This is a genomic window from Stenotrophomonas sp. GW821-FHT01H02A (genome assembly GCF_059422145.1).
Genome location: NZ_JBWKWI010000010.1, coordinates 50,204 through 74,001 on the forward strand (window position 1 = coordinate 50,204; position 23,798 = coordinate 74,001).

Annotated in this window: 21 protein-coding genes; 11 read left to right on the plus strand and 10 right to left on the minus strand. The window is 67.9% G+C overall.

Annotation, left to right across the window (positions count from 1 at the left end; all coding sequences use genetic code 11):
- The first annotated feature begins 1 nt into the window (after position 1).
- Positions 2-1,327: an aminopeptidase P N-terminal domain-containing protein gene (locus AC07WC_RS15095; protein WP_495210844.1), complete on the plus strand. Its 1,326-nt coding sequence runs from the start codon at positions 2-4 to the stop codon at positions 1,325-1,327.
- 156 nt (positions 1,328-1,483) lie between these two features.
- Here AC07WC_RS15095 and pepQ read toward each other — a convergent pair whose 3' ends face one another.
- The 7 genes from pepQ to rph form a co-directional block, all read right to left on the minus strand.
- Positions 1,484-2,812 carry a Xaa-Pro dipeptidase gene (pepQ, locus tag AC07WC_RS15100; RefSeq protein WP_495210724.1) on the minus strand — a complete coding sequence of 443 codons (1,329 nt, stop codon included), beginning with the start codon at positions 2,810-2,812 and terminating at the stop codon, positions 1,484-1,486.
- Between the two features lie 82 nt (positions 2,813-2,894).
- Positions 2,895-3,245, minus strand: a complete 351-nt coding sequence (locus tag AC07WC_RS15105) for a PilZ domain-containing protein (protein ID WP_088432670.1) — start codon at positions 3,243-3,245, stop codon at positions 2,895-2,897.
- Positions 3,242-5,713 (minus strand): DUF1631 domain-containing protein, encoded by a 2,472-nt coding sequence (locus tag AC07WC_RS15110; protein ID WP_495210725.1) that lies wholly within the window; start codon positions 5,711-5,713, stop codon positions 3,242-3,244. The genes AC07WC_RS15105 and AC07WC_RS15110 overlap by 4 nt, the downstream gene beginning before the upstream one ends.
- Before the next feature lie 112 nt (positions 5,714-5,825).
- On the minus strand, positions 5,826-7,049 hold the full coding sequence (hemW, locus tag AC07WC_RS15115) for a radical SAM family heme chaperone HemW (protein ID WP_495210726.1): 1,224 nt from the start codon (positions 7,047-7,049) through the stop codon (positions 5,826-5,828).
- Positions 7,049-7,642 (minus strand): RdgB/HAM1 family non-canonical purine NTP pyrophosphatase, encoded by a 594-nt coding sequence (rdgB, locus tag AC07WC_RS15120; protein ID WP_495210727.1) that lies wholly within the window; start codon positions 7,640-7,642, stop codon positions 7,049-7,051. The genes hemW and rdgB overlap by 1 nt, the downstream gene beginning before the upstream one ends.
- Positions 7,639-8,028: a VOC family protein gene (locus AC07WC_RS15125; protein ID WP_495210728.1), complete on the minus strand. Its 390-nt coding sequence runs from the start codon at positions 8,026-8,028 to the stop codon at positions 7,639-7,641. Before AC07WC_RS15125 ends, rdgB begins: the two co-directional genes overlap by 4 nt.
- Complete coding sequence (rph, locus tag AC07WC_RS15130; RefSeq protein ID WP_088432674.1) at positions 8,025-8,753, minus strand: ribonuclease PH; 729 nt, start codon at positions 8,751-8,753, stop codon at positions 8,025-8,027. Before rph ends, AC07WC_RS15125 begins: the two co-directional genes overlap by 4 nt.
- Positions 8,754-8,873: 120 nt before the next feature.
- Here rph and AC07WC_RS15135 point away from each other — a divergent pair, with 120 nt between their 5' ends.
- From AC07WC_RS15135 to AC07WC_RS15175, 9 genes are all read left to right on the plus strand, one after another.
- Complete coding sequence (locus AC07WC_RS15135) at positions 8,874-9,734, plus strand: YicC/YloC family endoribonuclease (protein ID WP_088432675.1); 861 nt, start codon at positions 8,874-8,876, stop codon at positions 9,732-9,734.
- Positions 9,731-10,396, plus strand: coding sequence for a guanylate kinase (gene gmk / locus AC07WC_RS15140; protein WP_495210729.1), 666 nt, complete (start codon positions 9,731-9,733; stop codon positions 10,394-10,396). The genes AC07WC_RS15135 and gmk overlap by 4 nt, the downstream gene beginning before the upstream one ends.
- Positions 10,397-10,508: 112 nt before the next feature.
- Complete coding sequence (gene rpoZ / locus AC07WC_RS15145; RefSeq protein ID WP_005410877.1) at positions 10,509-10,808, plus strand: DNA-directed RNA polymerase subunit omega; 300 nt, start codon at positions 10,509-10,511, stop codon at positions 10,806-10,808.
- Between the two features lie 157 nt (positions 10,809-10,965).
- Positions 10,966-13,125 carry a RelA/SpoT family protein gene (locus AC07WC_RS15150; RefSeq protein WP_495210730.1) on the plus strand — a complete coding sequence of 720 codons (2,160 nt, stop codon included), beginning with the start codon at positions 10,966-10,968 and terminating at the stop codon, positions 13,123-13,125.
- A gap of 129 nt (positions 13,126-13,254) precedes the next feature.
- Complete coding sequence (locus tag AC07WC_RS15155; protein ID WP_019183870.1) at positions 13,255-13,647, plus strand: RidA family protein; 393 nt, start codon at positions 13,255-13,257, stop codon at positions 13,645-13,647.
- Between the two features lies 1 nt (position 13,648).
- Positions 13,649-15,760: an ATP-dependent DNA helicase RecG gene (gene recG, locus AC07WC_RS15160; protein WP_495210731.1), complete on the plus strand. Its 2,112-nt coding sequence runs from the start codon at positions 13,649-13,651 to the stop codon at positions 15,758-15,760.
- A gap of 87 nt (positions 15,761-15,847) precedes the next feature.
- A complete protein-coding gene (locus AC07WC_RS15165; protein WP_495210732.1) occupies positions 15,848-16,783 on the plus strand; it encodes a nucleoside hydrolase in 936 nt (311 codons plus the stop codon).
- Positions 16,784-16,895: 112 nt separating this feature from the next.
- Entirely contained in the window at positions 16,896-17,156 is a 261-nt protein-coding gene (locus AC07WC_RS15170; RefSeq protein WP_019183873.1) for a type B 50S ribosomal protein L31, read from the plus strand.
- Between the two features lie 226 nt (positions 17,157-17,382).
- The gene (locus AC07WC_RS15175) at positions 17,383-18,750 is read left to right on the plus strand and encodes a citrate synthase (protein ID WP_495210733.1); all 1,368 of its coding nucleotides are present in this window, start codon (positions 17,383-17,385) and stop codon (positions 18,748-18,750) included.
- A gap of 103 nt (positions 18,751-18,853) precedes the next feature.
- Here AC07WC_RS15175 and AC07WC_RS15180 read toward each other — a convergent pair whose 3' ends face one another.
- On the minus strand, positions 18,854-19,639 hold the full coding sequence (locus AC07WC_RS15180) for an AraC family transcriptional regulator (RefSeq protein ID WP_495210734.1): 786 nt from the start codon (positions 19,637-19,639) through the stop codon (positions 18,854-18,856).
- A gap of 91 nt (positions 19,640-19,730) precedes the next feature.
- Between AC07WC_RS15180 and AC07WC_RS15185 the strand changes: the two genes are divergently transcribed.
- A complete protein-coding gene (locus tag AC07WC_RS15185; protein ID WP_495210735.1) occupies positions 19,731-20,492 on the plus strand; it encodes an alpha/beta fold hydrolase in 762 nt (253 codons plus the stop codon).
- Between the two features lie 28 nt (positions 20,493-20,520).
- Here the strand turns inward: AC07WC_RS15185 and AC07WC_RS15190 are convergent, their stop codons facing one another.
- Positions 20,521-21,168, minus strand: a complete 648-nt coding sequence (locus tag AC07WC_RS15190; RefSeq protein WP_495210736.1) for a hypothetical protein — start codon at positions 21,166-21,168, stop codon at positions 20,521-20,523.
- Between the two features lie 140 nt (positions 21,169-21,308).
- Positions 21,309-23,732, minus strand: a complete 2,424-nt coding sequence (locus tag AC07WC_RS15195) for a penicillin-binding protein 1A (protein ID WP_495210737.1) — start codon at positions 23,730-23,732, stop codon at positions 21,309-21,311.
- Positions 23,733-23,798: the final 66 nt, after the last annotated feature.

The window sequence follows — 23,798 nt, forward strand, 5'->3', positions numbered from 1 at the left end:
TATCCGGCAGCTGACCGGCATCTCCGCCGCCGAATACACCCGCCGCCGCCAGCAGTTGATGGAGATGGCCGGCGACGACGCGATCCTGGTGCTGCCGGCCGCCGCCGAGCGGGTGCGCAGCCTGGATACGCATTATCCGTTCCGGCAGGACTCGGATTTCTGGTACCTGAGCGGCTTCCCGGAACCGGAGGCCGTGCTGGTGCTGATTCCAGGCCGCCGCCATGGCGAGGTGATCCTGTTCTGCCGCGAGCGCGACGCCGACCGCGAAGCCTGGGATGGCGCGCGTGCCGGTCAGGAAGGCGCGGTCTCGCAGTACGGCATGGATGATGCGTATCCGATCGACGATCTGGACGACATCCTGCCCGGCCTGCTGGAAGGGCGCTCGCGGGTGTACTACCACTTCGGTCGCGATGCCGAGTTCGATCTCAAGCTGATCGGCTGGGTCAACCGCGTCCGCTCGCAGGTGCGGCACGGCGCGCAGCCGCCGCACGAATTCCTGGAACTGGGTCACCTGCTGCACGAACAGCGGCTGTTCAAATCGACCGCCGAAATCGCGTTGATGCAGCACGCCGCCGACATCAGTGTGCAGGCGCACCGTGCCGCGATGCATGTCGCGCGGCCGGGCATCCACGAGTACGAACTGCAGGCCGATCTGGAGCGCGTGTTCCGCGCCAATGACGCGTGTGCGGCGTACAGCAGCATCGTCGGTGCCGGTGCCAACGGCTGCATCCTGCATTACCGCGACAACAACGCGCGCGCGCAGGACGGCGAACTGGTCCTGATCGATGCTGGCGCCGAGTACCGCGGCTATGCCAGCGACATCACCCGCACCTTCCCGGTCAACGGCCGCTTCACCGCCGAGCAGCGGGCGCTGCATGACCTGGTCGGTGCGGCGCAGGCGGCGGCACTGGCCCAGGCACGCCCGGGCAATGCGTATGAGGCCGGTCATCTGGCCGCGGTGGAAACCTTGACCGAAGGCCTGCTGCGGCTGGGCCTGCTCAAGGGCATGCTGGAAGAGAACATCGCCGAAGCGCACTACCAGCGTTTCTATCGGCACAAGACCGGGCACTGGCTCGGCCTGGACGTGCACGACGTCGGCGATTACCGCCTGGCAGGGGATTCGCGGATGTTGGAGCCGGGGATGGTGTTCACCATCGAACCGGGGCTGTACGTCTCACCGGATGACCGCAGCGTGGAAGCGCGCTGGCGCGGTATCGGCATTCGTACCGAAGATGATGTGCTGATCACCGAGGACGGCCATCAGGTGCTGACCGCTGCACTGGCGCGCAGTGCCGATGAGATTGAAGAAGAAATGGCCAAGCGCTGATCCGCTTCAGGGTGCAGCCACCCGTGGGTGGCTGCGCGGTGCGTGACGAAGGCACCGCTGGCCGTGCGGTGCATCACACAGGGAGTGCCGGCCAGCGGCCGGCGCTACCGCGATGCCGCGCAGGTACCGACCGTGGGTCGGTACCTGCATCGCCGCTCAGTTCGCGGCGGCGAACACCGGGCGGGTCAGGTTGTCGGCATCGCCTTCGGTGCACAGCACCTCGTCCTCGATGCGCACGCCGCCATACGGACGGAAGAAGTCCACGCGGTCCCAGTTGATGCTGGCGCCGTTGCCGGCCTGCTTCACTTCGTCCAGCAGCATGTCGATGAAGTACACGCCCGGCTCGATGGTGACCACCATGCCCGGCTCCAGCACGCGGGTCATGCGCAGATACGGGTGACCCTGCGGGCGCTCGATGCGGCCACCGCGGTCGCTGGCCGCAAAACCCGCCACGTCATGCACCTGCAGCCCGATCAGATGGCCCAGGCCATGCGGGAAGAAGGCTGCGCTCACACCGGTGGCCAACGCCGCTTCCGGCGAGACGTTGAGCACGCCGAAATCCTTCAGGATGCCCATCAGCGACAGGTGCGCGTCGATGTGCAGCTGCTTGTAATCCACCCCGGCACGCACACCGGCCCCCATCTGCTGCTGGGCAGCGTCGACCGCATCGATCAGGGCCTGGAACTCGTCGTGGCCGCTGGCCGCGTAGGTGCGGGTGATGTCGCTGGCATAGCCGTGGGCGCTGGCACCGGCGTCGATCAGGAAGCTGCGCAGCGGGGTCGGCGCGCTGCGGCCCAGGTCGGTGTAGTGCAGCACGGCGGCATGTTCGTTGAGGCCGATGATGTTGCCGTACGGTAGTTCATTGGCATCCTGGCCGACCGCGTGGCAGTACGCCATGTGGATCTCGAATTCGCTGGCGCCGGCGCGGAACGCAGCTTCGGCGGCACGGTGACCGCGCACCCCAAGCCGCTGCGCTTCGCGCATCAAGGCGATTTCATACGGGGTCTTGTAGCCGCGCTGCCAGTCCAGGTAATCGATGACCGGCGCCGGGTTGTTCGGCACGAACGCACCTAGTGCGCTCTGCGGTTCGCCGAGGATCGCGCAGCGGGCGGCGTCCTTGGGCAGCAGCGCCAGCGCATCGTCGGGCGTGCGGATGATCTCGATGTCGACATGCTCGACCCACCAGCCATTCGGCGCATCCGGCACCACATGCCAGTAATCGAACGGCTGGTAGAAAATCACTTTCGGGCGCTGGCCCGGGGTGTATACCAGCCAGCTGTTGGGCAGCTTGGTCAACGGCAGCCAGGCTTTGAAGTTCGGGTTCACCGCGTACGGGTAATCGCGGTCGTCGAAGGCCTGGTAATGCAGGGTGCCGCTGGGGATCACCAGATGATCGAAGCCGCCACGGGCCAGCGCGTCGTCGGCGCGCTGGCGCATCACGCTGGCGTGGTGGGAATACAGGGCGCCGAGGTCTGGCTGGTTCATGACAGGAAGCTCACTGGCAGTGCGGAATGCAGCCCTAGATTCTGCCGCAATCCGCTGGCGGGTGCTGTGCCGGAACCGGCGCTCAGACTGCCGAAGTTTCCTCGGCGATCCAGTGGCGCAACTGCTCGCGTGCATCGCGTGCCAGGGTCAGGAAGCGGAAGCCTACCCAGGCCTGGCCGGGTGCATGGGTCTGCTCGCTCCACAGCAGGTGCACGCCCACGTCGATCAGCAGCGGCTGCCCCTGCGGCCCGGGAATGGTGAACTGCAGCTGGTACAGCGCATCGTCCTGCATCGGCACCGAGGCCAGCATCAGCATGCCGGTCTCGGAGACATTGCCGAGCCGGCCGATCACGGTCTCGGCCATCAGGTCGGTGACGGGCACCAGCTCGGTCACCTGGCGGCGCGGCGCGCGGCGGGTATCGGGCGTGGTCATTCGGCGTTCTCCGCAGGGCTGCCGGCCAGCGAGCGCAGCGTGCGCAGGGTGGCCTGCCAGGCACGGTCGATCAGCCGCCCCTTGTCTTCGGTGACGATCCGCACCTGCCCATGCGCCATCAGCCGTGCCAGTGCGTCCAGCGAGTGCTCGCCAACCTTCTGCCCGCGCTGATTGACGAACAGGGCGTTGTCGGTGATCAGGCTGTACCACGACAGCCGTTGACGGCGCACATCGCCCTGCTGGTTGGTGGTGAACTCGAACCAGGTCCCGAACGGCAGGGTGCGCAGCTGGCGGTAACAGTCGTCTTCGGCGGTGCTGCGCGCGAGCGGGGCGACCTTGCGCGGGTCGCCGGCATCGGCCTGCTCGCCCAGCCGGGTGCGTGCACGCAGGCGTGCGGTGAGCTCGGTGCGCGAGCTGCTGTCATCCTCGCCGCCCGGCGTGGACAGGCGCCGCGCGATCGCGGCGGCTTCATCCTGGTGATAGCCGACCTGCAGCAGAGCGGACTCGACCTCGTTGCCCAGTGCGTCATCGCGCGCGGCGGCGCCCGGCGCCAGGCAGGTCACCTCGGCGATCCGGGCGGTTTCCTGCTGGCGCTGCTGCCACTGCGGCGAGGTCTCGCCGTTGCGCAGCAGGGTCAGGGTCAGCACGTCCGACCACGCCTGTTTGAGCAGTGCCTGCACGAAACGTGGCGGCGCGGCCTGTGCGCACAGCTGCTCGATGCTGGTGCTGGCCTGCTGTTTGGCCGCCTCCAGCCGTTCCTTGCCGCGGGCGGCTTCCACATGCCGGCGCTCGGCAAGCTCGGCCTTGTGGGCCAGCGCGCGGAAGTGCTGCTGGATCTCCTCGTTGGCGGTGTCGAACACCGCCACATCGCCGTCGTAGTCGTTGACGACCTGATCGACGGCGAGGCCGAGCTTCTGCACCAGCTGGGGGTCCACGTCCTCTTCGCCCAGCCAGTTGGCGCCGGCCTCGGCCACCGCATTGAGCAGTTCGCGTGCGGGGTGTTGGTCGCGCACGAAGAAAGCCGGGTCGGACAGGGCGGCGCGGGCGACCGGCACCTGCAGGCGGGTCAGCAGGTCGGCGGACACGGCATCGGGCCGCACCTCACGTTGAATCTGCCCGTACAGCATGTCGAGCAGATCGAAGGTGTCGCTGTCCTTGACGGTCAGGGCGGCCTGCGCGCCATGGTCGGCACGGACCTGGGCGAGCAGGGCGTTGTGCAGGTCGGCCATGCTGCGGCGGGCACCACCGGGGGCGATCGCCTGGCTCTGCAGTTTGGCCAGGGTGGCATGCACGGCGTCGGCGGGAACCGCCAGCGCTGCGGGAACGTCGGGGGCGAGAAACGCGTTGTCGGCGGCGGGCGTGGGCAGCCCGGTTGTCGCGGCGACGGCCTGCGCGGCGATGGCGTCGCCCCCTGGCACGGTGCCGGCGGCGTGCGCCTGGCGGGCGGCACCGAGCAACTGGTGCAGCGCCGACATCGCTGGTGCACCGAGATCGGTTGCCGCAGGCGGGGCGTTGGTGGCCGGCGCCGATGCAGACGCGGAGGCTGATGGACCTGGCGCTGCAGCGTCACCGTTGGGCGTGCCATGGGCCGGCCCAGCGGCCGGCGGCGCCATCGCCTCCTGGGTCATCGCCGCCCAACCGGCGCTGGGGGCGCTGCCGTTCCAGCCGGTCAGGGGCCGCGCGGCCGCGCCGCCACGCGCGCCGGGCAGGCCGCGCTCGGGCCCGGTGATGATCCGGCGCGTGGTGGCCGAGCGCGCCAGGTAGGGGGTGTAGACCAGCCCGGGCAGTACTCCTTCATGGGCGAGCAGGATGTTGGCGCGCTCCAGCAGTTCGCCCAGCCGCTCCAGCAGTTGGCGGTCGAACACGCGGTACAGCGCCAGCTGCGTTTCCAGCCCGAGCGCGAACTGCTCGCCCAGTTCGCGCACGATCCGGCACAAGGCCTGCGGGCCGAACGGCAGGTCATCGACATCGAAGGCCGGGCCGGCGGCGAGCACGCCGAAACGCTGGCCCAGCAGCTGCAGGGCGGTGGCCGAGCGCTGGGCTTCGCGACGGATGATGTCGACCAGCACGATGTCGCGGTCCACGTCGGTGTCGTTGACCAGGGTCAGGGTGGTGGCCGACACGGACACCTCGGTCGGGACGATGCGCTGGGTGTGGCGCGGGCCGCGCAGGGTGGCCAGGCTGTCGCCCAATGCGCCCAGGAAACGCGGGCCGAACTGCGCGTTGACCTCATGCAGCTGCCGGGCCTGGGCGAAGATGTCGGCCTGGATCTGGCTGTTGTGTGCGCGCTCGGCGTCGCGGAACAGCTCGCGCTCCAGCTCCACGATGGTCAGCTTGAGCGGCGCGGTGAGGGTCTGCACCGCCAGCCCGTGCAGCGCGGCCAGCAGGCGGCGCACGCGCGGCGGCGCGGCCACGTCCGCAAAGGGGGTCATGTCGGGCTGGGACGACGAAGGTGCGGGCGCAGACATCCGATGTTCTTCCAGCTCCCCTGAGAACACGGAATCTAACGGTTTCGCCCGGTCCCTGCCAGAAGCGACACGCTCGGGTGGTCCTGGCGCCGGCCAGCGGCCGGCACGGCGCTCAGGGCAGGAACAGCTCGACGACGTCGTTGGTGAAGCGCCGGCCCAGTTCGGTCGGCGTGGCGCGATCCCCGGTGACGGTCATCCAACCCTTGGCGACGGCGACACCCAGCGGCGTGGCGATCTGCGCGCGGTCCAGGCCGGTGCGCGATTCGAAATCCTTCAGGCCGAAGCCCTCATGCAGGCGCAGCAGGTTGAGCATGTACTCGAACGGCAGGCGATCGGCGCTGATCACGTCGTCGCCGCCGATCGAGACCAGGGTGCCGGCGGTGTCCATGAAGGTCTGCGGGTGCTTGTGCTTCCAGCGGCGCAGCACGTGCTGTTCGGCACCGCTGCTGATCTTGCCGTGCGCACCGGCGCCGATGCCCAGGTAATCGCCGAAACGCCAGTAATTGAGGTTGTGCTGGCTCTGCCGCCCCGGCTTGGCGTAGGCGCTGACTTCGTACTGCGCGTAGCCGGCTTCGGCCAGCAGCCGCTGGCAGTGCTCCTGGATGTCCCATGCCGAATCCTCGTCGGGAATCCCCTGCGGCGGCCGCGCGAAGAACACGGTGTTCGGCTCCAGCGTGAGCTGGTAGTGCGACAGGTGCGTGGGCTGCAGCGCGAAGGCCCGCTCCAGGTCATGCTCGGCCTGGGCCAGCGTCTGCTGCGGCAGCGCGTACATCAGGTCGATGTTGAAATTGTCGTAGCCGGCGTCCTGCGCCAGCTTCACCGCCCGCTCGGCCTCGCCACTGTCGTGGATGCGGCCCAGGCGCTTGAGCGCCTCGTCGTTGAAGGTCTGGATGCCGAAGCTGATCCGGTTCACCCCGGCGGCGCGGTAGCGGTCGAAGCGGCCGTGCTCGGCGGTGCCCGGGTTGGTTTCCAGGGTCACTTCCAGGTTCGGCGCGAAGCGCAGCCGGGCCGAGGCTGCCTGCAGGAAGCGATCGATCGCTTCGGGCGGGAACAGGCTCGGCGTGCCGCCACCGAAGAACACGCTGCTCACCACCCGTCCCCAGACCAGCGGCAGGTCCTGGTCCAGGTCGCGGATCAAGGCATCGATGTAGGCCTCGAACGGGAGCTCGCCCTTGGCCGCGTGCGAGTTGAAATCGCAGTACGGGCATTTGCGCACGCACCACGGCAGATGCACGTACAGCGCCAGCGGTGGCGTCACCAGCCGCGGGGCGTGGTCGTGATCGTGATCGCCGGAGCAGGCTTCGCCGGGCAGGTGGGAGCAGTGGTCGTGTGGCATCAGAGCAGGGCGGGCAGTTTCTGCCTGAGCAGCTGCAGGGCTTTGGCGCGGTGGCTCATCGCGTTCTTCAGGTCCGGCGCCATTTCGGCTGCGGTCTGGGCCAGCACCGGGTCCAGGAACAGCGGGTTGTAGCCGAAGCCGTGGCTGCCCCGCAGTTCATCGAGGATCACGCCTTCCCAGCTGCCTTCGCAGATCAGTGGCTGCGGATCATTGGCGTGGCGCAGCAGCACGATCACCGCGTAGAAGCGGGCGCTGCGGCGCTCGGCCGGCACCTCGCGCATCGCCTCCAGCAGCTTGGCGTTGTTGGCCGCATCGTTGGTCGGGCTGCCGGCATAGCGCGCGCTGTACAGGCCGGGCGCGCCATCGAGCGCATCCACGATCAGGCCGGAGTCATCGGCCAGTGCGGGCAGGCCGGTGCTTTCGCAGGCGTGACGCGCCTTGATCAGGGCGTTCTCGACGAAGGTCAGGCCGGTTTCCGGTACGTCGCTGACGCCCAGTTCGCCCTGCGCCACGATCTCCAGCGGCAGACCACCGAGCATGGCCTGCAGTTCCTTCAGTTTGCCGGCGTTGCCGCTGGCCAGTACCAGTTTCATTGCTTGGGCTCCAGCAGGTCCCACGTATTGCCGTACAGATCGCGGAACACCGCGACCGTCGCGTAGACCTCTTCGCGTGGGGTTTCGAGGAAGTCCACGCCACGCGCGGTCATCGCGGCGTGGTCGCGCCAGAAATCATCGGTGTTCAGGAAGAAACCGACCCGGCCGCCGGTCTGGTTGCCGATCCGTGCGCGCTGTTCATCGGTGCTGGCGCGTGCCAGCAGCAAGCCTGCCGCGTTGCCGTCGGCCGGCCCGACCACCACCCAGCGCTTGTCGCCCTGGTCGATGTCCTGGAGCAGGCTGAACCCCAGCGCGCCGGTGTACCAGGCGATCGCCTCGTCATAGTCGGCCACCACCAGGGTGGTCAGGGCGATGCGACGGTTCATGCCTGGGCCAGGGCCGCCTGCTGGGCGGCAAAGAGATCCTTGATGCCCTTTTCGGCAAGCACCAGCAGCGCGTCCAGTTCATCGCGGCGGAAGGCATGGCCTTCGGCGGTGCCCTGCAGTTCGATGAAGCCGCCGCCGTCGTTCATCACGACGTTCATGTCGGTATCGCAATCGCTGTCTTCGGCGTAATCCAGGTCCAGCACCGGGGTGCCGCGGTACACGCCGACCGACACCGCCGCCACCGCCCCGAAGATCGGGTTGCGCTTGATGTCGCCACGCTTGATCAGGAAGTTCACCGCGTCGACCAGGGCCACGTAGGCGCCGGTGATGGCCGCGGTGCGGGTGCCGCCGTCGGCCTGCAGCACGTCGCAATCGAGCGTGATGGTGCGCTCGCCGAGCGCGCCGCGGTCGATGCAGGCGCGCAGGGTGCGGCCGATCAGGCGCTGGATCTCCAGCGTGCGGCCACCCTGCTTGCCGCGGGCGGCTTCACGGTCGTTGCGGGTGTGGGTCGAGCGCGGCAGCATGCCGTACTCGGCGGTCACCCAGCCTTCGCCCTTGCCACGCAGGAAGCCCGGCACGCGGTTTTCCACGCTGGCCGTGCACAGCACGCGGGTCTCGCCGAAGCTGACCAGGACCGAGCCCTCCGCGTGACGGGTGAAGGCGCGCTCGATGCGCACTTCGCGCAGCTGGTCGGCCTGGCGGCCACTGGGACGGGAATCAGTCATGCTCAAGTTCCGGTAAGACGGGGGATGCGGGGCCACGCCCGGGCCGGAGACCGGCGGGCGAGGAGGCTCTAAGGAGACCGCTAGGGTACCATTTGCACTTTGAGAGCACCGGAAACCCGCATGATTCGAAGCATGACCGCCTATGCCAACGGCGAGCGCGCCACCCGCTGGGGGACGCTCGCCTGTGAGCTGCGCTCGGTCAACCACCGGTTCCTGGAGGTCGGCGTGCGCCTGCCCGAGGAACTGCGTGCGTTGGAGCCGCAACTGCGCGAGCGCGTCGCTTCCCGCTGCAGCCGCGGCAAGATCGATCTGGTCATGCGCCTGCGCGCGCCGGAGGTCACCGGTGCGCTGGTGGTCAACGATGCGCTGCTGGGCCAGCTCGGCGAGCTGGCGACCCGGTTGTCCTCGGGTTTCCCCAGCCTGCAGGTGAGCTTCACCGAACTGCTGCAGATGCCGGGCGTGATGCAGGGCGAGGCGGTCGATGCCGCCGCCCTGCATGCCGAGGCCCTGGCCCTGCTGGATACCGCCCTGGATGGCTTCGTGGCCGCGCGTGAGCGTGAAGGCGACAAGCTGGCCACCGCGATCCAGGAGCGCGTGGACAGCATCGAGCGCATCGCCGCCGAGGTCACCACCCTGATCCCGCTGATCCGCGAGGGCCAGCGCACCAAGCTGGCGGCCCGCCTGGCCGACCTGCCACACCCGGTCGATCCCGGCCGGGCCGAGCAGGAGCTGGTCATGTGGCTGCAGAAGCTGGACGTGGATGAGGAGCTGGACCGCCTGGGCAGCCACATCGCCGAGATCCGTCGGGTCTTCAAACAGCGCGAGCCGGTCGGCCGCCGCCTGGACTTCCTGCTGCAGGAGTTCAACCGCGAGGCCAACACGCTGGGCTCCAAATCGGTGGACAGCCGCACCTCCAATGCCGCCGTCGAGCTGAAGGTGCTGATCGACCAGATCCGCGAACAGGTGCAGAACATCGAATGAGCAGCCAGACCCCGCCCGTCGGCGCGCCCGCGCGCGGCACCCTGTACATCGTGGCCGCGCCCTCCGGGGCCGGCAAGAGCAGCATCGTCAACGCCACCCTGGCCCGCGACCCGCAGATCGCCCTGTCGATCTCGTTCACCTCGCGCGCCACCCGCCCGGGTGAAATCAATGGCGAGCACTACCACTTCGTCAGCGCCGAGGAGTTCGAGCGGATGATCGCCGCCGGCGACTTCTTCGAGCATGCCTGGGTCCATGGCGACTGGAAGGGCACCGCGCGGCAGTCGGTCGAGCCGCAGCTGTCGGCCGGCCAGGACGTGCTGCTGGAGATCGACTGGCAGGGCGCCCAGCAGGTCCGCCAGCTGGTCCCGGGCACGGTCACCGTGTTCATCCTGCCGCCGTCCAAGCAGGCGCTGCAGGACCGGATGCGCAAGCGCGGGCAGGACAGCGAGGCGGTGATCGCCCAGCGCCTGGCCGCCGCGCGTGAAGAGATGCTGCACTTCAACGACTTCGACTACGTGATCGTCAACGAAGTCTTCGAGACCGCGGTGGACGAGCTGTGCGCCATCTTCACGGCCAGCCGCCTGCGCCGGGAGGCCCAGAAGGTCCGCCATGCGGGCCTCATCCAGGCCCTGTTGACCCAGGACCCGGCCACAACCGACTGATTCTCAACGGGGTGCTAGCCGGTTGGCTTGATTTTGTCCAGCCCTGGCCGGTACAATCCGTCCCCTTTCCCTCATTCGATTGAGCAGCCCTCACCGGCTGCCGGGAGCCCGCATGGCCCGCATCACCGTAGAAGATTGTCTGGAAGTCGTGAACAACCGTTTCGAACTGGTCATGATGGCGTCCAAGCGCGCCCGTCAGCTGGCCAATGGCGTCCAGGCCACCCTGGACAACAGCGAAACCGAAGACAAGCCGACCGTGCTGGCGCTGCGCGAAATTGCCGCCCGCAAGATCGACAACGCCCTGATCGACGAAGTCGAGAAGGCCGAGCGCGAGCGTGCCGAGCGTGAAGCACTGGAATGGGCCGCTGCCGAAGTCGTCGCCGACGAAGACATGTCCAAGAACGACGACTGATCGCCTCGCGCGTGCGTTGTTGTTGCTGCGAACAGCCCGCCTTCCGGCGGGCTGTTTCGTTTGGGTGGCCGGGCGATCCGGTTCGCGCGTGTTGTTGCAGGTGAAACTCCCTGTTCAGGGGTTTGCCGATATCACGCCGCTGGCATAGTCTTTGAGCATGAACCCAGGCCCCACTGCCAAGGTCGCCACGCCCGCCGGCGCGGCCGTACCCGACTATGTCCTCCAGCTTGAGCGCGCAGCGCACTATCTGCCGCCCGATCAACTGCCGCTGCTGCGCCGCGCCTGGGAAGTAGGCGCCGCCGCGCATGCCGGCCAGACCCGCAAGTCGGGCGAGCCCTACATCACCCATCCGGTTGCCGTGGCCCAGGTGCTGGCCGAGCTCGGGCTGGACGTGGAGGCACTGATCGCGGCGATCCTGCACGACACCATCGAAGACACGCCGCTGACCCGCGAGGAGCTGGCCGCCGAGTTCGGCGAGGCCGTGGCCGAGCTGGTCGATGGCGTCACCAAGCTGGACAAGCTGAAGTTCCGCGACCGCCAGGAAGCGGCCGCGGAGAGCTTCCGCAAGATGCTGCTGGCGATGTCGCGCGACCTGCGCGTGATCATGATCAAGCTGGCCGACCGCCTGCACAACATGCGCACGCTGGGTGCGCAGAGCCGCGAGGCGCGCGGCCGGATCGCGCGCGAGACGCTGGAGATCTACGCCCCCATCGCGCAGCGGCTGGGCATGAGCCTGGTCAAGAGCGAGCTGCAGAACCTGGGCTTCAAGGCGCTGTATCCGTGGCGCCACGCGATCCTGGAAAAGCACATCCGCAGCCAGCCGGTGGTCCGCCGCGAGGCCATGGCGCAAGTGGAAGTGCAGTTGAGCCAGCGCCTGGCCAAGGAAGGGCTGGAACACCGCCTGGTCAGCCGCATCAAGACGCCGTGGAGCATCTATAACAAGATGCGCGACGAGAACAAATCCTTCGACCAGGTGATGGACGTGTTCGGGTTCCGGTTGGTGGTGCGCAACGTGCCCAACTGTTATCACGCGCTGGGCTCGGTGCATGCCACGTTCAAGCCGCTGGACGGGCGCTTCCGCGATTTCATCGCGATCCCCAAGGCCAATGGTTACCAGTCGCTGCACACGGTGCTGTTCGGGCCGTACGGCTCGCCGATCGAGGTGCAGATCCGCACCGAAGAGATGGACCTGATCGCCGAGCGCGGCGTGGCCGCGCACTGGACGTACAAGTTTGGCGGCGATTCGCCCAACAGTGCGCAGAGCCGTGCGCATGCGTGGATCGTGGAGTTGATCGATTCGCAGCGGGCGGCGGGTTCCTCGCTGGAATTCCTGGACAACGTCAAGGTGGACCTGTTCCCGGACGAGGTCTATCTGTTCACGCCCAAGGGCAAGATCCTGGCGCTGCCGCGCAATTCCACCGCGCTCGATTTCGCGTATGCGGTGCATACCGACGTCGGCAACATGGCGGTGGCTTCGCGGGTCGACAAGAAACTGGTGCCGCTGCGCACCAAGCTGGTCAGTGGCCAGACGGTGGAAGTGATCACCGCCCGTTCGGCCACGCCCAAGCCGCAGTGGCTGGAGTTCGTGGTCAGTTCGAAGGCGCGCACGGCGATCCGGCACCAGCTCAAGCAGCTGGAGCACGAGGACGCCGTGCAGCTCGGCCATCGGATGCTGGACCGCGCGCTGGAGGCGATGGACAGTTCGCTGGAGCGGTTGCCGAAGGGGCGCCTGGATGCGTTCCTGGCCGAGCACCGGTATCCGCGCCTGGAGGCGTTGCTGGCCGAGGTGGCGCTGGGCAACTGGATGCCGAACCAGGCGGCGCAGGCGTTGATGGCGTATGCGGAGCTGCGCGGTGGGGCGCATTCCAGGCATTCGCAGGAGAAGATCCTGATCAACGGCAGCGAGCGCGGGGTGGTCAGCTTCGCGAACTGCTGCCAGCCGATTCCGGGCGACGACATCATGGGCTACCACACGGCCGGCAAGGGCATCGTGGTGCACCGTCTGGACTGCCCGAACCTGGCCGAGCTGCGCAAGTCGCCGGAGCGGTGGGTGCCGATCGGGTGGGATACGACGGTGTCGGGTGATTACGATACGTCGCTGATCGTGGAAGTCGAAAACGGGACCGGCGTGCTGGCGCAGTTGGCGGCGGCGATCGCGCAGAGCCATTCCAACATCGAGCGGGTGGATTATCTGGACCGCGATTTCAATGCGGCGGTGCTGTGCTTCAACGTGCAGGTGCGTGACCGGAACCATCTGGCCGAGGTGATGCGGCGTCTGCGGCGGTTGTCCGTGGTGCAGTCGGTTCGCAGGCAGTAAACCGCGCTCCGTACGACAACGGTCGGCTCTACCATGGCGTTTGGCTTCGATCGCGGCTTCGGGTGTCTCTTCGGGAGGGCGGGTCCGGCGGTACAATGGAGGACCCCCTATTTGTTCCCTGGAGCTTCCATGTCCCGCCAGATCATCACCAGCGCCAACGCCCCGGCCGCGATCGGTCCGTATTCGCAGGCCGTGCGCGCCGGCAACACCGTGTACTTCTCCGGCCAGATCCCGCTGGACCCGGCCACCGGTGACATCGTCGGTGCCGGCGACATCGAGGCGCAGGCCCGTCGCGCGTTCGACAACCTGAAGGCCGTGGCCGAAGAGGCCGGCGGTTCGCTGGACCAGATCGTGCGTCTGGGCCTGTACCTGACCGACCTGGGCGAGTTCGCCAAGGTCAATGCAGTGATGCAGGACTACTTCAAGGCGCCGTTCCCGGCGCGTTCGACCATCGAAGTGTCCGGTCTGCCGAAGGCGGCCAACTTCGAAGTCGATGCGGTGATGGTGCTCGACCAGGCCTGACGTGGCGCGGTCACGGGCTCCTGCACCGGCGCTGGCCGCGGCCGGGGAGGCATCGTTGTCGATGCTCTCCGGTATCGGGCCGGCGGTGGCGACCAAGCTGGCTGCCCGTGGCCTGTCGTCGCTGCAGGATCTGTGGCTGCACCTGCCGCTGCGCTATGAAGACCGTACCCGGCTGACCACCATCGCCCAGTTGCAGCCGGGCGTGGCGGCGCAGGTGGAAGGAAGGGTGAGTGCGGTCGAGCGCGGGTTCCGCTATCGGCCGGTACTCAAGGTCGCGATCGAAGATGATTCCTACGGCACCCTGGTGCTGCGGTTCTTCCACTTCCGCGCCCAGCAGGTCTCGCAGTTCGCCGTGGGCACGCGCATCCGCTGCTACGGCACCGCCAAGCCCGGCCATCTCGGGCTGGAGATCGTCCATCCCAGCTACCGGGTGATGGGCAGCAATGACGATGACGAGCTCGGCGACAGCCTCGACCCGGTCTATCCGGCGGTCGAGGGGGTCGGGCCGGCGACGATGCGCCGGTTCATCGGGCTGGCGCTGGATCGGTTGCCGGAAGAATCCACGCTGGAACTGCTGCCTGCCGGCTGGTTGTCCGGCCTCGGCCTGCCCTCGCTGCGCAGTGCGCTGTTGACCGTACATCGGCCTCCGCCGGATGCGGATCTGGCGGCGCTGGCCGCGGGGCGGCATCCGGCGCAACGGCGGCTGGCCATGGAAGAACTGCTGGCGCACCACCTCAGCCTGCGTCGTCAGCGCATGGCGTTGCAGGCGCATCACGCACCGTCGCTGCGCGGGCAGGGCGCGCTGGTGGCACAGCTGCGTGACAGCCTGCCGTTCCAGCTGACCGGTGCGCAGCAGCGCGTGTTCGAACAGATCCGCAAGGACCTGGCCAAGGCGCATCCGATGCTGCGGCTGGTGCAGGGCGATGTCGGCTCGGGCAAGACCGTGGTCGCTGCGTTGGCGGCGATGCTGGCGGTGGAGCGTGGCAAGCAGGTCGCGCTGGCCGCGCCGACCGAGCTGCTGGCCGAGCAGCACATGAACAATCTTCGCGCCTGGCTGGCGCCACTGGGCGTACGCACTGCGTGGCTGGCCGGCAAGGTCACCGGCAAGGCGCGCGCCAACGTGCTGGCCGAGGTCGCCTCCGGCCAGGCGCAGGTGGTGGTCGGCACGCACGCGCTGATGCAGGACAGCGTGGTGTTCAAGGACCTGGCGCTGGCGATCGTCGATGAGCAGCACCGCTTCGGTGTGCATCAACGCCTGGCCCTGCGCGACAAGGGCGCCGACGGGCGCAGCGTGCCGCATCAGCTGGTGATGACGGCCACCCCGATTCCGCGCACGCTGGCGATGTCCGAGTATGCCGATCTGGACGTCTCGGCCATCGACGAACTGCCGCCGGGACGCACGCCGGTGCAGACCGTGGCGCTCAACAATGACCGTCGCCCCGAGCTGATCGAACGCATCGCGGTGGCGTGCCGCGAAGGCCGCCAGGTGTACTGGGTCTGCACACTGATCGACGAGAACGAAGAGCTCGATGCCACGCCCGCCCAGGCCACGTTCGAGTCGCTGCAGGCGCTGCTGCCGGGCGTGCGCGTAGGGCTGGTGCACGGACGGCTGAAGGCGAGCGAGAAGCTGGCCACGATGGTCGCCTTCAAGGCTGGCGAGATCGATCTGCTGGTGGCCACCACGGTCATCGAGGTGGGTGTGGATGTCCCCAATGCGTCGCTGATGATCATCGAAAATGCCGAGCGCCTCGGCCTGGCCCAGTTGCACCAGCTGCGCGGCCGGGTAGGGCGTGGCTCGGCGGTGTCGCGCTGCGTGCTGCTGTACCAGGCGCCGTTGTCGAACATGGCGCGCGAGCGGCTGGAGACGATGCGGCAGACCAACGATGGCTTCCTGATCGCCGAGAAGGACCTGGAGCTGCGTGGCCCCGGCGAGCTGCTGGGCACGCGGCAGACCGGCCTGGCCGGTTTCCGCATGGCCGATCTGGCCCGCGATGCGGATCTGCTGCCGGGCGTGCATGAGCTGGCCGAGCACCTGCTGGCGGAGGCGCCTGACGTGGCCGACCAGGTGGTGCGGCGCTGGATCGGCACGGCCGTGCGTTACGCGTCGGCATGATGCCCTGCCGCAAGGGGCCGATGGCACCGCCTTGTATTTGTCATGGCAGGGTGCGAAAGTCCCTTGCCGATTATCAAGACGGCAACGATGAGCAAGAAGATTCCGCTGTTGATCGACACCGACCCGGGTGTCGATGATGCCCTGGCCCTGTTGATGGCCTTTGCCGATGAGCGCCACGATATCGTCGGCCTGACCATCGCCGCCGGCAACGTGGGCCTGGACCACACGGTCCGCAACGCCCTGAAACTGTGCGAAGTGGCTGGCCGCGACGATGTGCCGGTCTATGCCGGCACCGCCGACCCGCTGCTGCACCCCTCGGTCGATGCGGCCCATGTGCATGGCGCCGATGGCTTCGGCGACGTCAACCTGCCGGCCGCCAAGCGCCAGGCCGAGGCCGAGCACGCCGCGCTGGCGATCCTGCGCCTGTCGCACCAGTACGCCGGTGAGCTGTTCCTGGTCGCACTCGGCCCGCTGACCAACCTGGCCCTGGCCCTGAAGCTCGACCCGACCCTGCCGCAGCGCGTGAAGCGCTTCCTGGTGATGGGCGGGGCGGTGACCTGCCACGGCAACATCACCCCGGCGGCCGAGTTCAACATCGCCTTCGACCCCGAAGCGGCGCACGTGGTGTTCACCGGCTTCCCGCACATCGAAGTGGCCGACTGGGAAGCCACCGTCGCGCACGGCCTGCTGCATGCGGATGTCGAGAAGTGGCTGGCGGCCGACACCGACAAGGCCCGCTTCTACGAGCTGATTTCGCGCCAGACCCGCCTGTGGTCCGAAGACAGCCGTGGCGAGCGCTGGTACGCCGCCGATGCCCTGGCCATGGCCTGGGCGCTGCAGCCGGAAGGCGCGCTGCGGGTCGAATCGCGTCCCCTGAACGTGGAACTGGCCGGTGTGCACAGCCGGGGTGCTACCATTGTCGACTGGAACCGCCAGACCGGGCAGCCTGACAACACCCAGCTGCTGATGGCCTACGACCAGGGTCGCTTCGAGGCCCAGGTGAGGGCGGCACTCGGCGTCTGACGACGCCGCTGCGGCGGACCTTTCGCACGGTTGATGGACCCGGCTTGCCCTTTGCGGCGGCCGGGACTATAATGCCGCTCTTGACCACCAGCCCTTATTACGGTGCGCGCCCATGAAGGCCGATATTCATCCTGCTTACCGCGACGTGGTTTTCCACGACGTTACCTCTGATTTCAAGATCCTGACCCGTTCGACCATGTCCACCAAGGACACGATCAAGTGGGAAGACGGCAACGAGTACCCGCTCGTCAAGGTTGAAATCTCCTCGGCTTCGCATCCGTTCTACACGGGCAAGCACAAGGTGATCGACACCAGCGGCCGTATCGACAAGTTCCAGAAGCGTTTCGGCAAGCCGGCGCCGACCGCAGCCTGAGCTGTCAACGCAGCTGCATGAAAACAACGGTCGCCTTGGCGGCCGTTGTTTTTTGTCGTTTCCGGATTGCTGAACGCCAGGTGAGGCCCATGCGCCCCGCCGACGGAACGCTGTGTCCGCGCCTCGGCGCAGAGCCTTGCGGGCGCTGCAATGGCGCCTCCGGCGCGGCGCCGGGCAGGTCTCTACGACTTCCGTCCTAGGGCGTCGAAAATGTTGCTGTGCGATAATGGCGGGATCCACGATAACGATCGTGGACTTCCTTCACGTGCCTGACCCATGCGCTTGGGCGGGCGCCTTCCCTCGAGGAGCGCACACAGTGTCCGATCTTGATCAGGTCACGCTCAACGCCGGCGACAAGTCGGTTGTTCTGCCAGTCATCAAACCCACGCTCGGCAACGATTGCGTCGATATCTCGAAGCTGACCAAGGAAACCGGTCTCTTCACTTACGACTCCGGCTTCACCGCCACCGCCAGCTGCAAGTCCGCCATCACCTACATCGACGGTGACAAGGGCGTGCTGCTGTATCGCGGCTATCCCATCGAGCAGCTCTCGGAAAAGTCGAGCTACGTCGAAGTGGCCTACCTGCTGATCAATGGCGAGCGTCCGAGCGCCGAGCAGCTGAAGGCCTTCACCGACGAGCTGGCGGCCGAGGCCGATGTGGATCCGTCGATCAACACGCTGATCGGCAGCTTCGCCAAGGATGCCCATCCGATGGCGATCCTGACCGCTGCCATCGCGCAGCTGTCGGGCATCTACCACGCCTCGCTGGACCTGTCCGACGCCGAGCAGCGCCGCCATGCCGCCGTGCGCCTGATCGCCAAGGTGCCGACCCTGTCGGCCCTGATCTACCGCCACGGCAAGGGCCTGCCGGCCAACAAGCCGGACACCTCGCTGGATTACGTCAGCCGCTTCCTGAAGCAGACCTTCGAGTCGGCCGATGGCTCGTATGAGCTGAACCAGGACGTGGTCAAGGCGCTGGACCTGCTGTTCATCCTGCACGCCGATCACGAGCAGAACGCCTCGACCTCGACGGTGCGCCTGGTTGGTTCGACCGGCGCCAACCCGTACGCGTCGGTCGCCGCTGGCGTCACCGCGCTGTGGGGTCCGGCCCATGGCGGTGCCAACGAAGCCGTGCTGAAGATGCTGGAAGAGATCGGCTCGGCCGACAACGTCGAGTCCGCCGTGCTCAAGGCCAAGGACAAGACCTCCGGCTTCCGCCTGATGGGCTTCGGCCACCGCGTGTACAAGAACTTCGACCCGCGCGCCAAGGTCATCGGTGAGATGACCGGCAAGGTGCTCAAGCAGCTGGGCGTGCAGGATCCGCTGCTGGACGTGGCCGTCAAGCTGGAGCAGGCCGCGCTGCAGGACGACTACTTCGTCGCCCGCAAGCTGTACCCGAACGTCGATTTCTACAGCGGCATCATCTACAAGGCGCTGCAGATCCCGACCGAAATGTTCACCGTCATGTTCGCCCTGGGCCGTACCTCCGGCTGGGTCGCACATTGGCTGGAACAGCAGGTCGATCCGGAAATGAAGATCGGCCGTCCGCGCCAGGTCTACACCGGCAGCGACGTGCGCGACTACCAGGGCTGATCGTCCCGGTAGGTTGTGATGAAAACGCCCCGCATCGCGGGGCATTTTTTTGCGTGCCCCGCCGCGCGTCGGCCACCGGCATCGGCGCGCGCGGATAGCGGCGCTACGCTGCCCGGCGCGTCCCCACATAGCGACGGGGCGAGTCACCGAGCACGCGCCGGAACGCTGCTGAAAACGCACTCGGGCTGGCATAGCCCAGGTCCAGTGCGACCCGGGTGATCGGCTGGCCGTCACCGAGCCGTTCGATCGCGGCAAGCAGGCAGGCCTGTTGGCGCCATTCGGCAAAGCTCACGCCGGTTTCCGTGCGGAACTGCCGCGTGAACGTGCGCCGGCTCATGCCCGCTTCGGCGGCGACCTGGTCGAGTCCGGTCGCGATCGAGGGTGCATCGAACACCTGCTGGCAGGTGCGGACCAGGCGCGGGTCGGTGGGCAGTGGCGCGTGCAGTGACAGCGGCTCCATCGCGGCGATCTCCGCGACCAGCAGCTGCATCAGCCGGCCGGCGCGACCGCTCTCGTCGTACATCGCCGGCAGATCGACCGCATCGTCCAGCAGATGCCGCAGCAGTGGCGAGACGCCATGGACGCCGCAGCGCGCGGGCAGCTGGACCGCGGCGACTTCCTCGGCGGCCACGAACACATTGAGCATCGTGACCGGACCACGCATCGTCATCCCATGCGCGATGCCTGCGGGCACCCAGCACGCGCGCTGTGGGGGTACCAGCCAGCGCCCCTCGGGCGTGTCCAGGCTGATGGTGCCGCGCGCGGCGAAGGCGAACTGGCCGCGCCGGTGCGCATGCTCCGGGAAGGTCGCTCCGGCGGCGTAGTCGTTCGCGGTGACCACCACGGCGCGCGGGAGATCTTCGTACGGGTCGAGCAGGGTGTTGCGCATGGCCCGGATTCTATCGTCTTTGACCTGTCATCGAAGGCGGGCCGGATACCGCCGCCCTACCATCCCCGGCCTCCCTCCTGACGGTACAGCCATGCCCAATACCTTTCACCGCGTCGGCACCGGCGTGCATGCCGTTCTCGTCCTGCATGGCTGGTTCGGCGACGCGCACGCGTTCGCGCCGATCGAGCCGTGGCTGTCCGGCGAGGTGTTCAGCTACTTCTTCATGGATTGCCGTGGCTATGGCGGCATGCGCGAGGCGCACGGTGACTACAGCATCGACGAGATCGCCAACGATGCGCTGGCGCTGGCCGACACGCTGGGCATCGAGACCTTCAGCCTGGTCGGCCATTCCATGGGCGGCATGGCCATCGAGCGGATCGCGGTGATCGCGCCGGGCCGCGTGCGTGCGCTGGTCGCGGTTGCGCCGGTGCCCTGCGGCGGCATCACCTACGCGCCACCGGCACGACGCCTGCTGGAAGCCGCAGCCGGCGATGCAGGCATCCGCCGCGGCATCATCGATCGCAGCACCGGTGGGCGGCTGCCCGGTGCGTGGCTGGACTGGAAGGCGCAGTACTCGCTGCGGCACGCCTCGGCCGAGGCGTTCGCGGCTTATTTCCCTGCGTGGGCCGACACCGACTTCAGCGCCGGGATCGTTGGCCGACACCCGGTAAAGGTCCTGGTCGGCGAGCACGATCCGGTCTTCAAGATCGCCTTGATGGAACGAACCTATCTGCGCCGTTATGCGCATGCGTCTGTCGAGGTGATCCGCAACGCCGGGCATTACCCGATGAATGAAACACCGCTGGCCCTGGTGGCGGGCATCGAGAACTTCCTGCTCCGGTCCGGCGGTTGATGACCGGCCGAACGGGACAGGGCGGGGCTCATCGGCTGCCGAGGTATCCCTCGATCTCGCCGTCGGCCAGCAGCTCGCGCAGCTGCGCCGCCGATGCCCGTCGCATCGGCTTCTCGTCGATCGCCGACAGCGGCGGCTGGCGCAGGCCATCGTACGGCAGCACCGCGATGTCGAAGGTCAGGTCCTCGGCGCTGAACACCCAGACCGGCGCATCCAGGCTGCGCTCACGGTCCAGCCGCAGCCGGCGCGTGCGTGATTCGGCCGGGATGCCGTGCTCATCGAGATAACGCTGCACCGCATCGGCGTCGTCGCTGTGCACCTGCAGCTGCACGGGGCTGTTGGCATCGGCGGTGCCGTCCAGCACCGGGCCGCACAGGCGCGGTGAGAACGCCTGCAGGAAATCCATCGCGCGCAGGGCCGCCTCGCGACGCTGGCGCAGTTGCGCGCCGTGGTCGGCACCGGCGAACAGCCGCTGGTACTCGCGCAGGGCGTCTTCGATCTCGGTGTTGCGGGGCAGCGAGGCATCGTCGTGGATGCCGAGCCGGGTGGCGGCCTTGAGCTTGGCCTGGTGATAGTCGCGGATGCCGCCTTCGGCCATCAGGCGGGCGGCCTCATGCGCCAGCTGGTGGCGGCGTTCCCGGGTCTGCGTGGCTGCATGCTGACGGGCTCGATGCATGACCGTTACTCCTTGGCGACCTGCACGGCAATGTACACCGGCGATGTGACAGGCGGGTAGAGCCGCGCCATGCAAACGAAACAGGCCGGGCAGTGCCCGGCCTGTGCTCCGCTGCGGTGCCGGACGGAACCGGCGTGCCGTCAGAAGATGTCGAACGCAGCGTCGTCGGCCTGCGGCGCATGGCTGTTGAAGTCGTACTCCTCCAGCTTCTCCATGTCCTCGACCTTGACCCATTCGGTGGCGCCGTTGAGCGTGGCCTGGACCATGCCCGACGGCGGATCGTTCTGCGCGATCGGGGTGTCCTTCAGCGCGACGCGCATGTACTCGATCCAGATCGGCAGGGCGGCGCGGCCGCCGTACTCGCGGTAACCGAGCGAGCGGAAGTCGTCGCGGCCGACCCAGACGGTGGTTGCGTACGGGCCGCCGAAACCGGAGAACCACGCGTCGCGGTGATCGTTGGTCGAGCCGGTCTTGCCGCCCACGTCCTCGCGGCCCAGGACCTTGGCCGCGGTGCCGGTGCCGCGCTGGACCACGTCGCGCATCATCGAGTTCAGCTGGTACGCGGTACGCGCATCGATCGCGCGCGGGGCGACCTTGGCATCCGGGTTGACCGGTGCCGGTGCCTCGGCCGCGGCGGTGGCCTGCTGCGGCTTGGCCGGCGCGGTGGTGGCGGCCGGTGCGGAGCCGAAGTTGAAGCCATCCACGACCTGGCTGACCGCTGCGCCGCTGGTGCCGGCGCAGTCGCGGCAGGCCACCGCCGGGTTTTCCTTGAAGACTTCCACGCCGTCACGATCGGTGACGCGGTCGATCAGCCAGGTGTCCACGCGCGAGCCGCCATTGGCGAACGCGGCGTAACCGCGGGCCACCGAGAGCGGGGTCAGCGAGGCGGTGCCCAGCGACATCGACAGGTTCGGCGGCAGTTCGGCCTCGGCGAAGCCGAACTCGCTGATGTACTTGCGCGCGTAATCCACGCCCATGCCATCGAGCAGGCGCACCGAGACCAGGTTGCGCGACTGCACCAGGGCTTCGCGCAGGCGCATCGGGCCGCGGAAGCCGCCGCCGTCGTTCTGCGGCGACCAGGTCTTGCCGCGGCGGTCGCGGAACACCACCGGTGCATCGAGCACGATCGAGGCCGGGTTGAAGCCCTTGTCGAACGCTGCTGCGTAGATGAAGGGTTTGAAGCTCGAGCCCGGCTGGCGGCGTGCCTGGGTGGCGCGGTTGAACTTGTTGCCGGAGAAGCTGAAACCGCCGACCAGCGCCTTCAGCGCGCCGTTTTCGGCGTCCAGCGAGACCAGTGCGGCCTGGCCGCGCGGGATCTGGTCGAGCAGCCACTCGCCTTCCTTCTCGCCGGCGCGCACGCGCACGATGTCACCGCGGGTGACCAGCTTGGCGGGGGTCTTGTTGGTCCAGCGGGCGGCGCTGGCCGGCAGCACGATTTCGCTGCGGTTGCCCAGCACCACGGTGGCGCTGCCATCGGCCCCGGTGGCGGCAACGATCGCCGGCAGCAGGCCGGTCTGCGCCGGGATGCCGGACAGCGTGGTGGCCAGGGCGGCGGCGTCGGCGTCGGCCGGGACCTCCACGCGCTGCTCCACGCCGTGCCAGCCGTGGCGGTGGTCGTAGGCCAGCAGGCCGTCGCGCACCGACAGGTTGGCTGCGGTCTGCAGTTCGGCGTTGATGGTGGTGGTCACGTGGTAGCCCTTGTTGACCACGTCGCCGCCGAAGCGGGCGATCATCTCCTGGCGGACCAGTTCGGCCACGTAGGGGGCTTCCACCTGCAGCGGCGGCTCATGCGCGGTGGCGTGCATCGGCACGGCCTTGGCCGCGTCGGCCTCGGCCTGGGAAATGAAGCCCAGGCTGGCCATGCGCTGCAGCACATAGAAGTCGCGGCGCTCGCGGGCGCGCTCGGGGTTGCTGAGCGGGTTGCCGCTGGAGGGGAACTTGGGGATGCCGGCCAGCGAGGCCATCTCGTCCAGGTCCAGCTCGCCCAGCTTCTTGCCGTAGTAGAACTCGGCCGCGGCGGCCACGCCGTAGGCCCGGTTGCCGAAGAAGCTCTTGTTGAGGTACAGCTCGAAGATCTCGTCCTTGCTCAGCTCGCTCTCGATCTTGCGCGCCAGCAGGATCTCGGCCAGCTTGCGGGTATAGCTGTACTCCGAGCTCAGGAAGAACTGGCGGGCGACCTGCTGGGTGATGGTCGAGCCACCGGGCACGCGCTTGTCGTTGGTGGTGGCCAGCAGCCACACCGCGCGCCCGATGCCCTTGTAATCCACGCCGCCGTGCTCGTAGAAACGCGCGTCCTCGGTGGCCAGGAAGGCCTGCTTGAGGCGCTCGGGGACGTCCTTCATGGTGATGGGGGTGCGCCGGGTCTCGCCGAACACCGCCATCAGCTTGCCATCGCTGGCATAGACGTACATGGGCTCCTGCATCTCCACGTCGCGCAGGGTCTGCACGTCCGGGAGCTTGGAGGAGACGGCGTAGTACAGGCCGCCGGCAACCGCCGCGCCGATCAATGCCAGAACCAGGAACACGACCAGCATCCAGCGCAGCCAACGGCGAAGACGTGTCATCAGTGACAGATTCCGATTGCGAATTTCGTGGTCGCAGAGTATAGATTACGCAAGGGAACGGCTGGG

What these genes read in the sequence shown, in the direction of transcription:
- pepQ (WP_495210724.1), bottom strand. Translation starts at nt 2,812, where the DNA reads ATGAACCAGCCAGACCTCGGCGCCCTGTATTCCCACCACGCCAGCGTG.
- AC07WC_RS15105 (WP_088432670.1), bottom strand. Translation starts at nt 3,245, where the DNA reads ATGACCACGCCCGATACCCGCCGCGCGCCGCGCCGCCAGGTGACCGAG.
- AC07WC_RS15110 (WP_495210725.1), bottom strand. Translation starts at nt 5,713, where the DNA reads ATGTCTGCGCCCGCACCTTCGTCGTCCCAGCCCGACATGACCCCCTTT.
- hemW (WP_495210726.1), bottom strand. Translation starts at nt 7,049, where the DNA reads ATGCCACACGACCACTGCTCCCACCTGCCCGGCGAAGCCTGCTCCGGC.
- rdgB (WP_495210727.1), bottom strand. Translation starts at nt 7,642, where the DNA reads ATGAAACTGGTACTGGCCAGCGGCAACGCCGGCAAACTGAAGGAACTG.
- AC07WC_RS15125 (WP_495210728.1), bottom strand. Translation starts at nt 8,028, where the DNA reads ATGAACCGTCGCATCGCCCTGACCACCCTGGTGGTGGCCGACTATGAC.
- rph (WP_088432674.1), bottom strand. Translation starts at nt 8,753, where the DNA reads ATGACTGATTCCCGTCCCAGTGGCCGCCAGGCCGACCAGCTGCGCGAA.
- AC07WC_RS15135 (WP_088432675.1), top strand. Translation starts at nt 8,874, where the DNA reads ATGATTCGAAGCATGACCGCCTATGCCAACGGCGAGCGCGCCACCCGC.
- gmk (WP_495210729.1), top strand. Translation starts at nt 9,731, where the DNA reads ATGAGCAGCCAGACCCCGCCCGTCGGCGCGCCCGCGCGCGGCACCCTG.
- rpoZ (WP_005410877.1), top strand. Translation starts at nt 10,509, where the DNA reads ATGGCCCGCATCACCGTAGAAGATTGTCTGGAAGTCGTGAACAACCGT.
- AC07WC_RS15150 (WP_495210730.1), top strand. Translation starts at nt 10,966, where the DNA reads ATGAACCCAGGCCCCACTGCCAAGGTCGCCACGCCCGCCGGCGCGGCC.
- AC07WC_RS15155 (WP_019183870.1), top strand. Translation starts at nt 13,255, where the DNA reads ATGTCCCGCCAGATCATCACCAGCGCCAACGCCCCGGCCGCGATCGGT.
- AC07WC_RS15165 (WP_495210732.1), top strand. Translation starts at nt 15,848, where the DNA reads ATGAGCAAGAAGATTCCGCTGTTGATCGACACCGACCCGGGTGTCGAT.
- AC07WC_RS15170 (WP_019183873.1), top strand. Translation starts at nt 16,896, where the DNA reads ATGAAGGCCGATATTCATCCTGCTTACCGCGACGTGGTTTTCCACGAC.
- AC07WC_RS15175 (WP_495210733.1), top strand. Translation starts at nt 17,383, where the DNA reads ATGGCGGGATCCACGATAACGATCGTGGACTTCCTTCACGTGCCTGAC.
- AC07WC_RS15180 (WP_495210734.1), bottom strand. Translation starts at nt 19,639, where the DNA reads ATGCGCAACACCCTGCTCGACCCGTACGAAGATCTCCCGCGCGCCGTG.
- AC07WC_RS15185 (WP_495210735.1), top strand. Translation starts at nt 19,731, where the DNA reads ATGCCCAATACCTTTCACCGCGTCGGCACCGGCGTGCATGCCGTTCTC.
- AC07WC_RS15190 (WP_495210736.1), bottom strand. Translation starts at nt 21,168, where the DNA reads ATGCATCGAGCCCGTCAGCATGCAGCCACGCAGACCCGGGAACGCCGC.
- AC07WC_RS15195 (WP_495210737.1), bottom strand. Translation starts at nt 23,732, where the DNA reads ATGACACGTCTTCGCCGTTGGCTGCGCTGGATGCTGGTCGTGTTCCTG.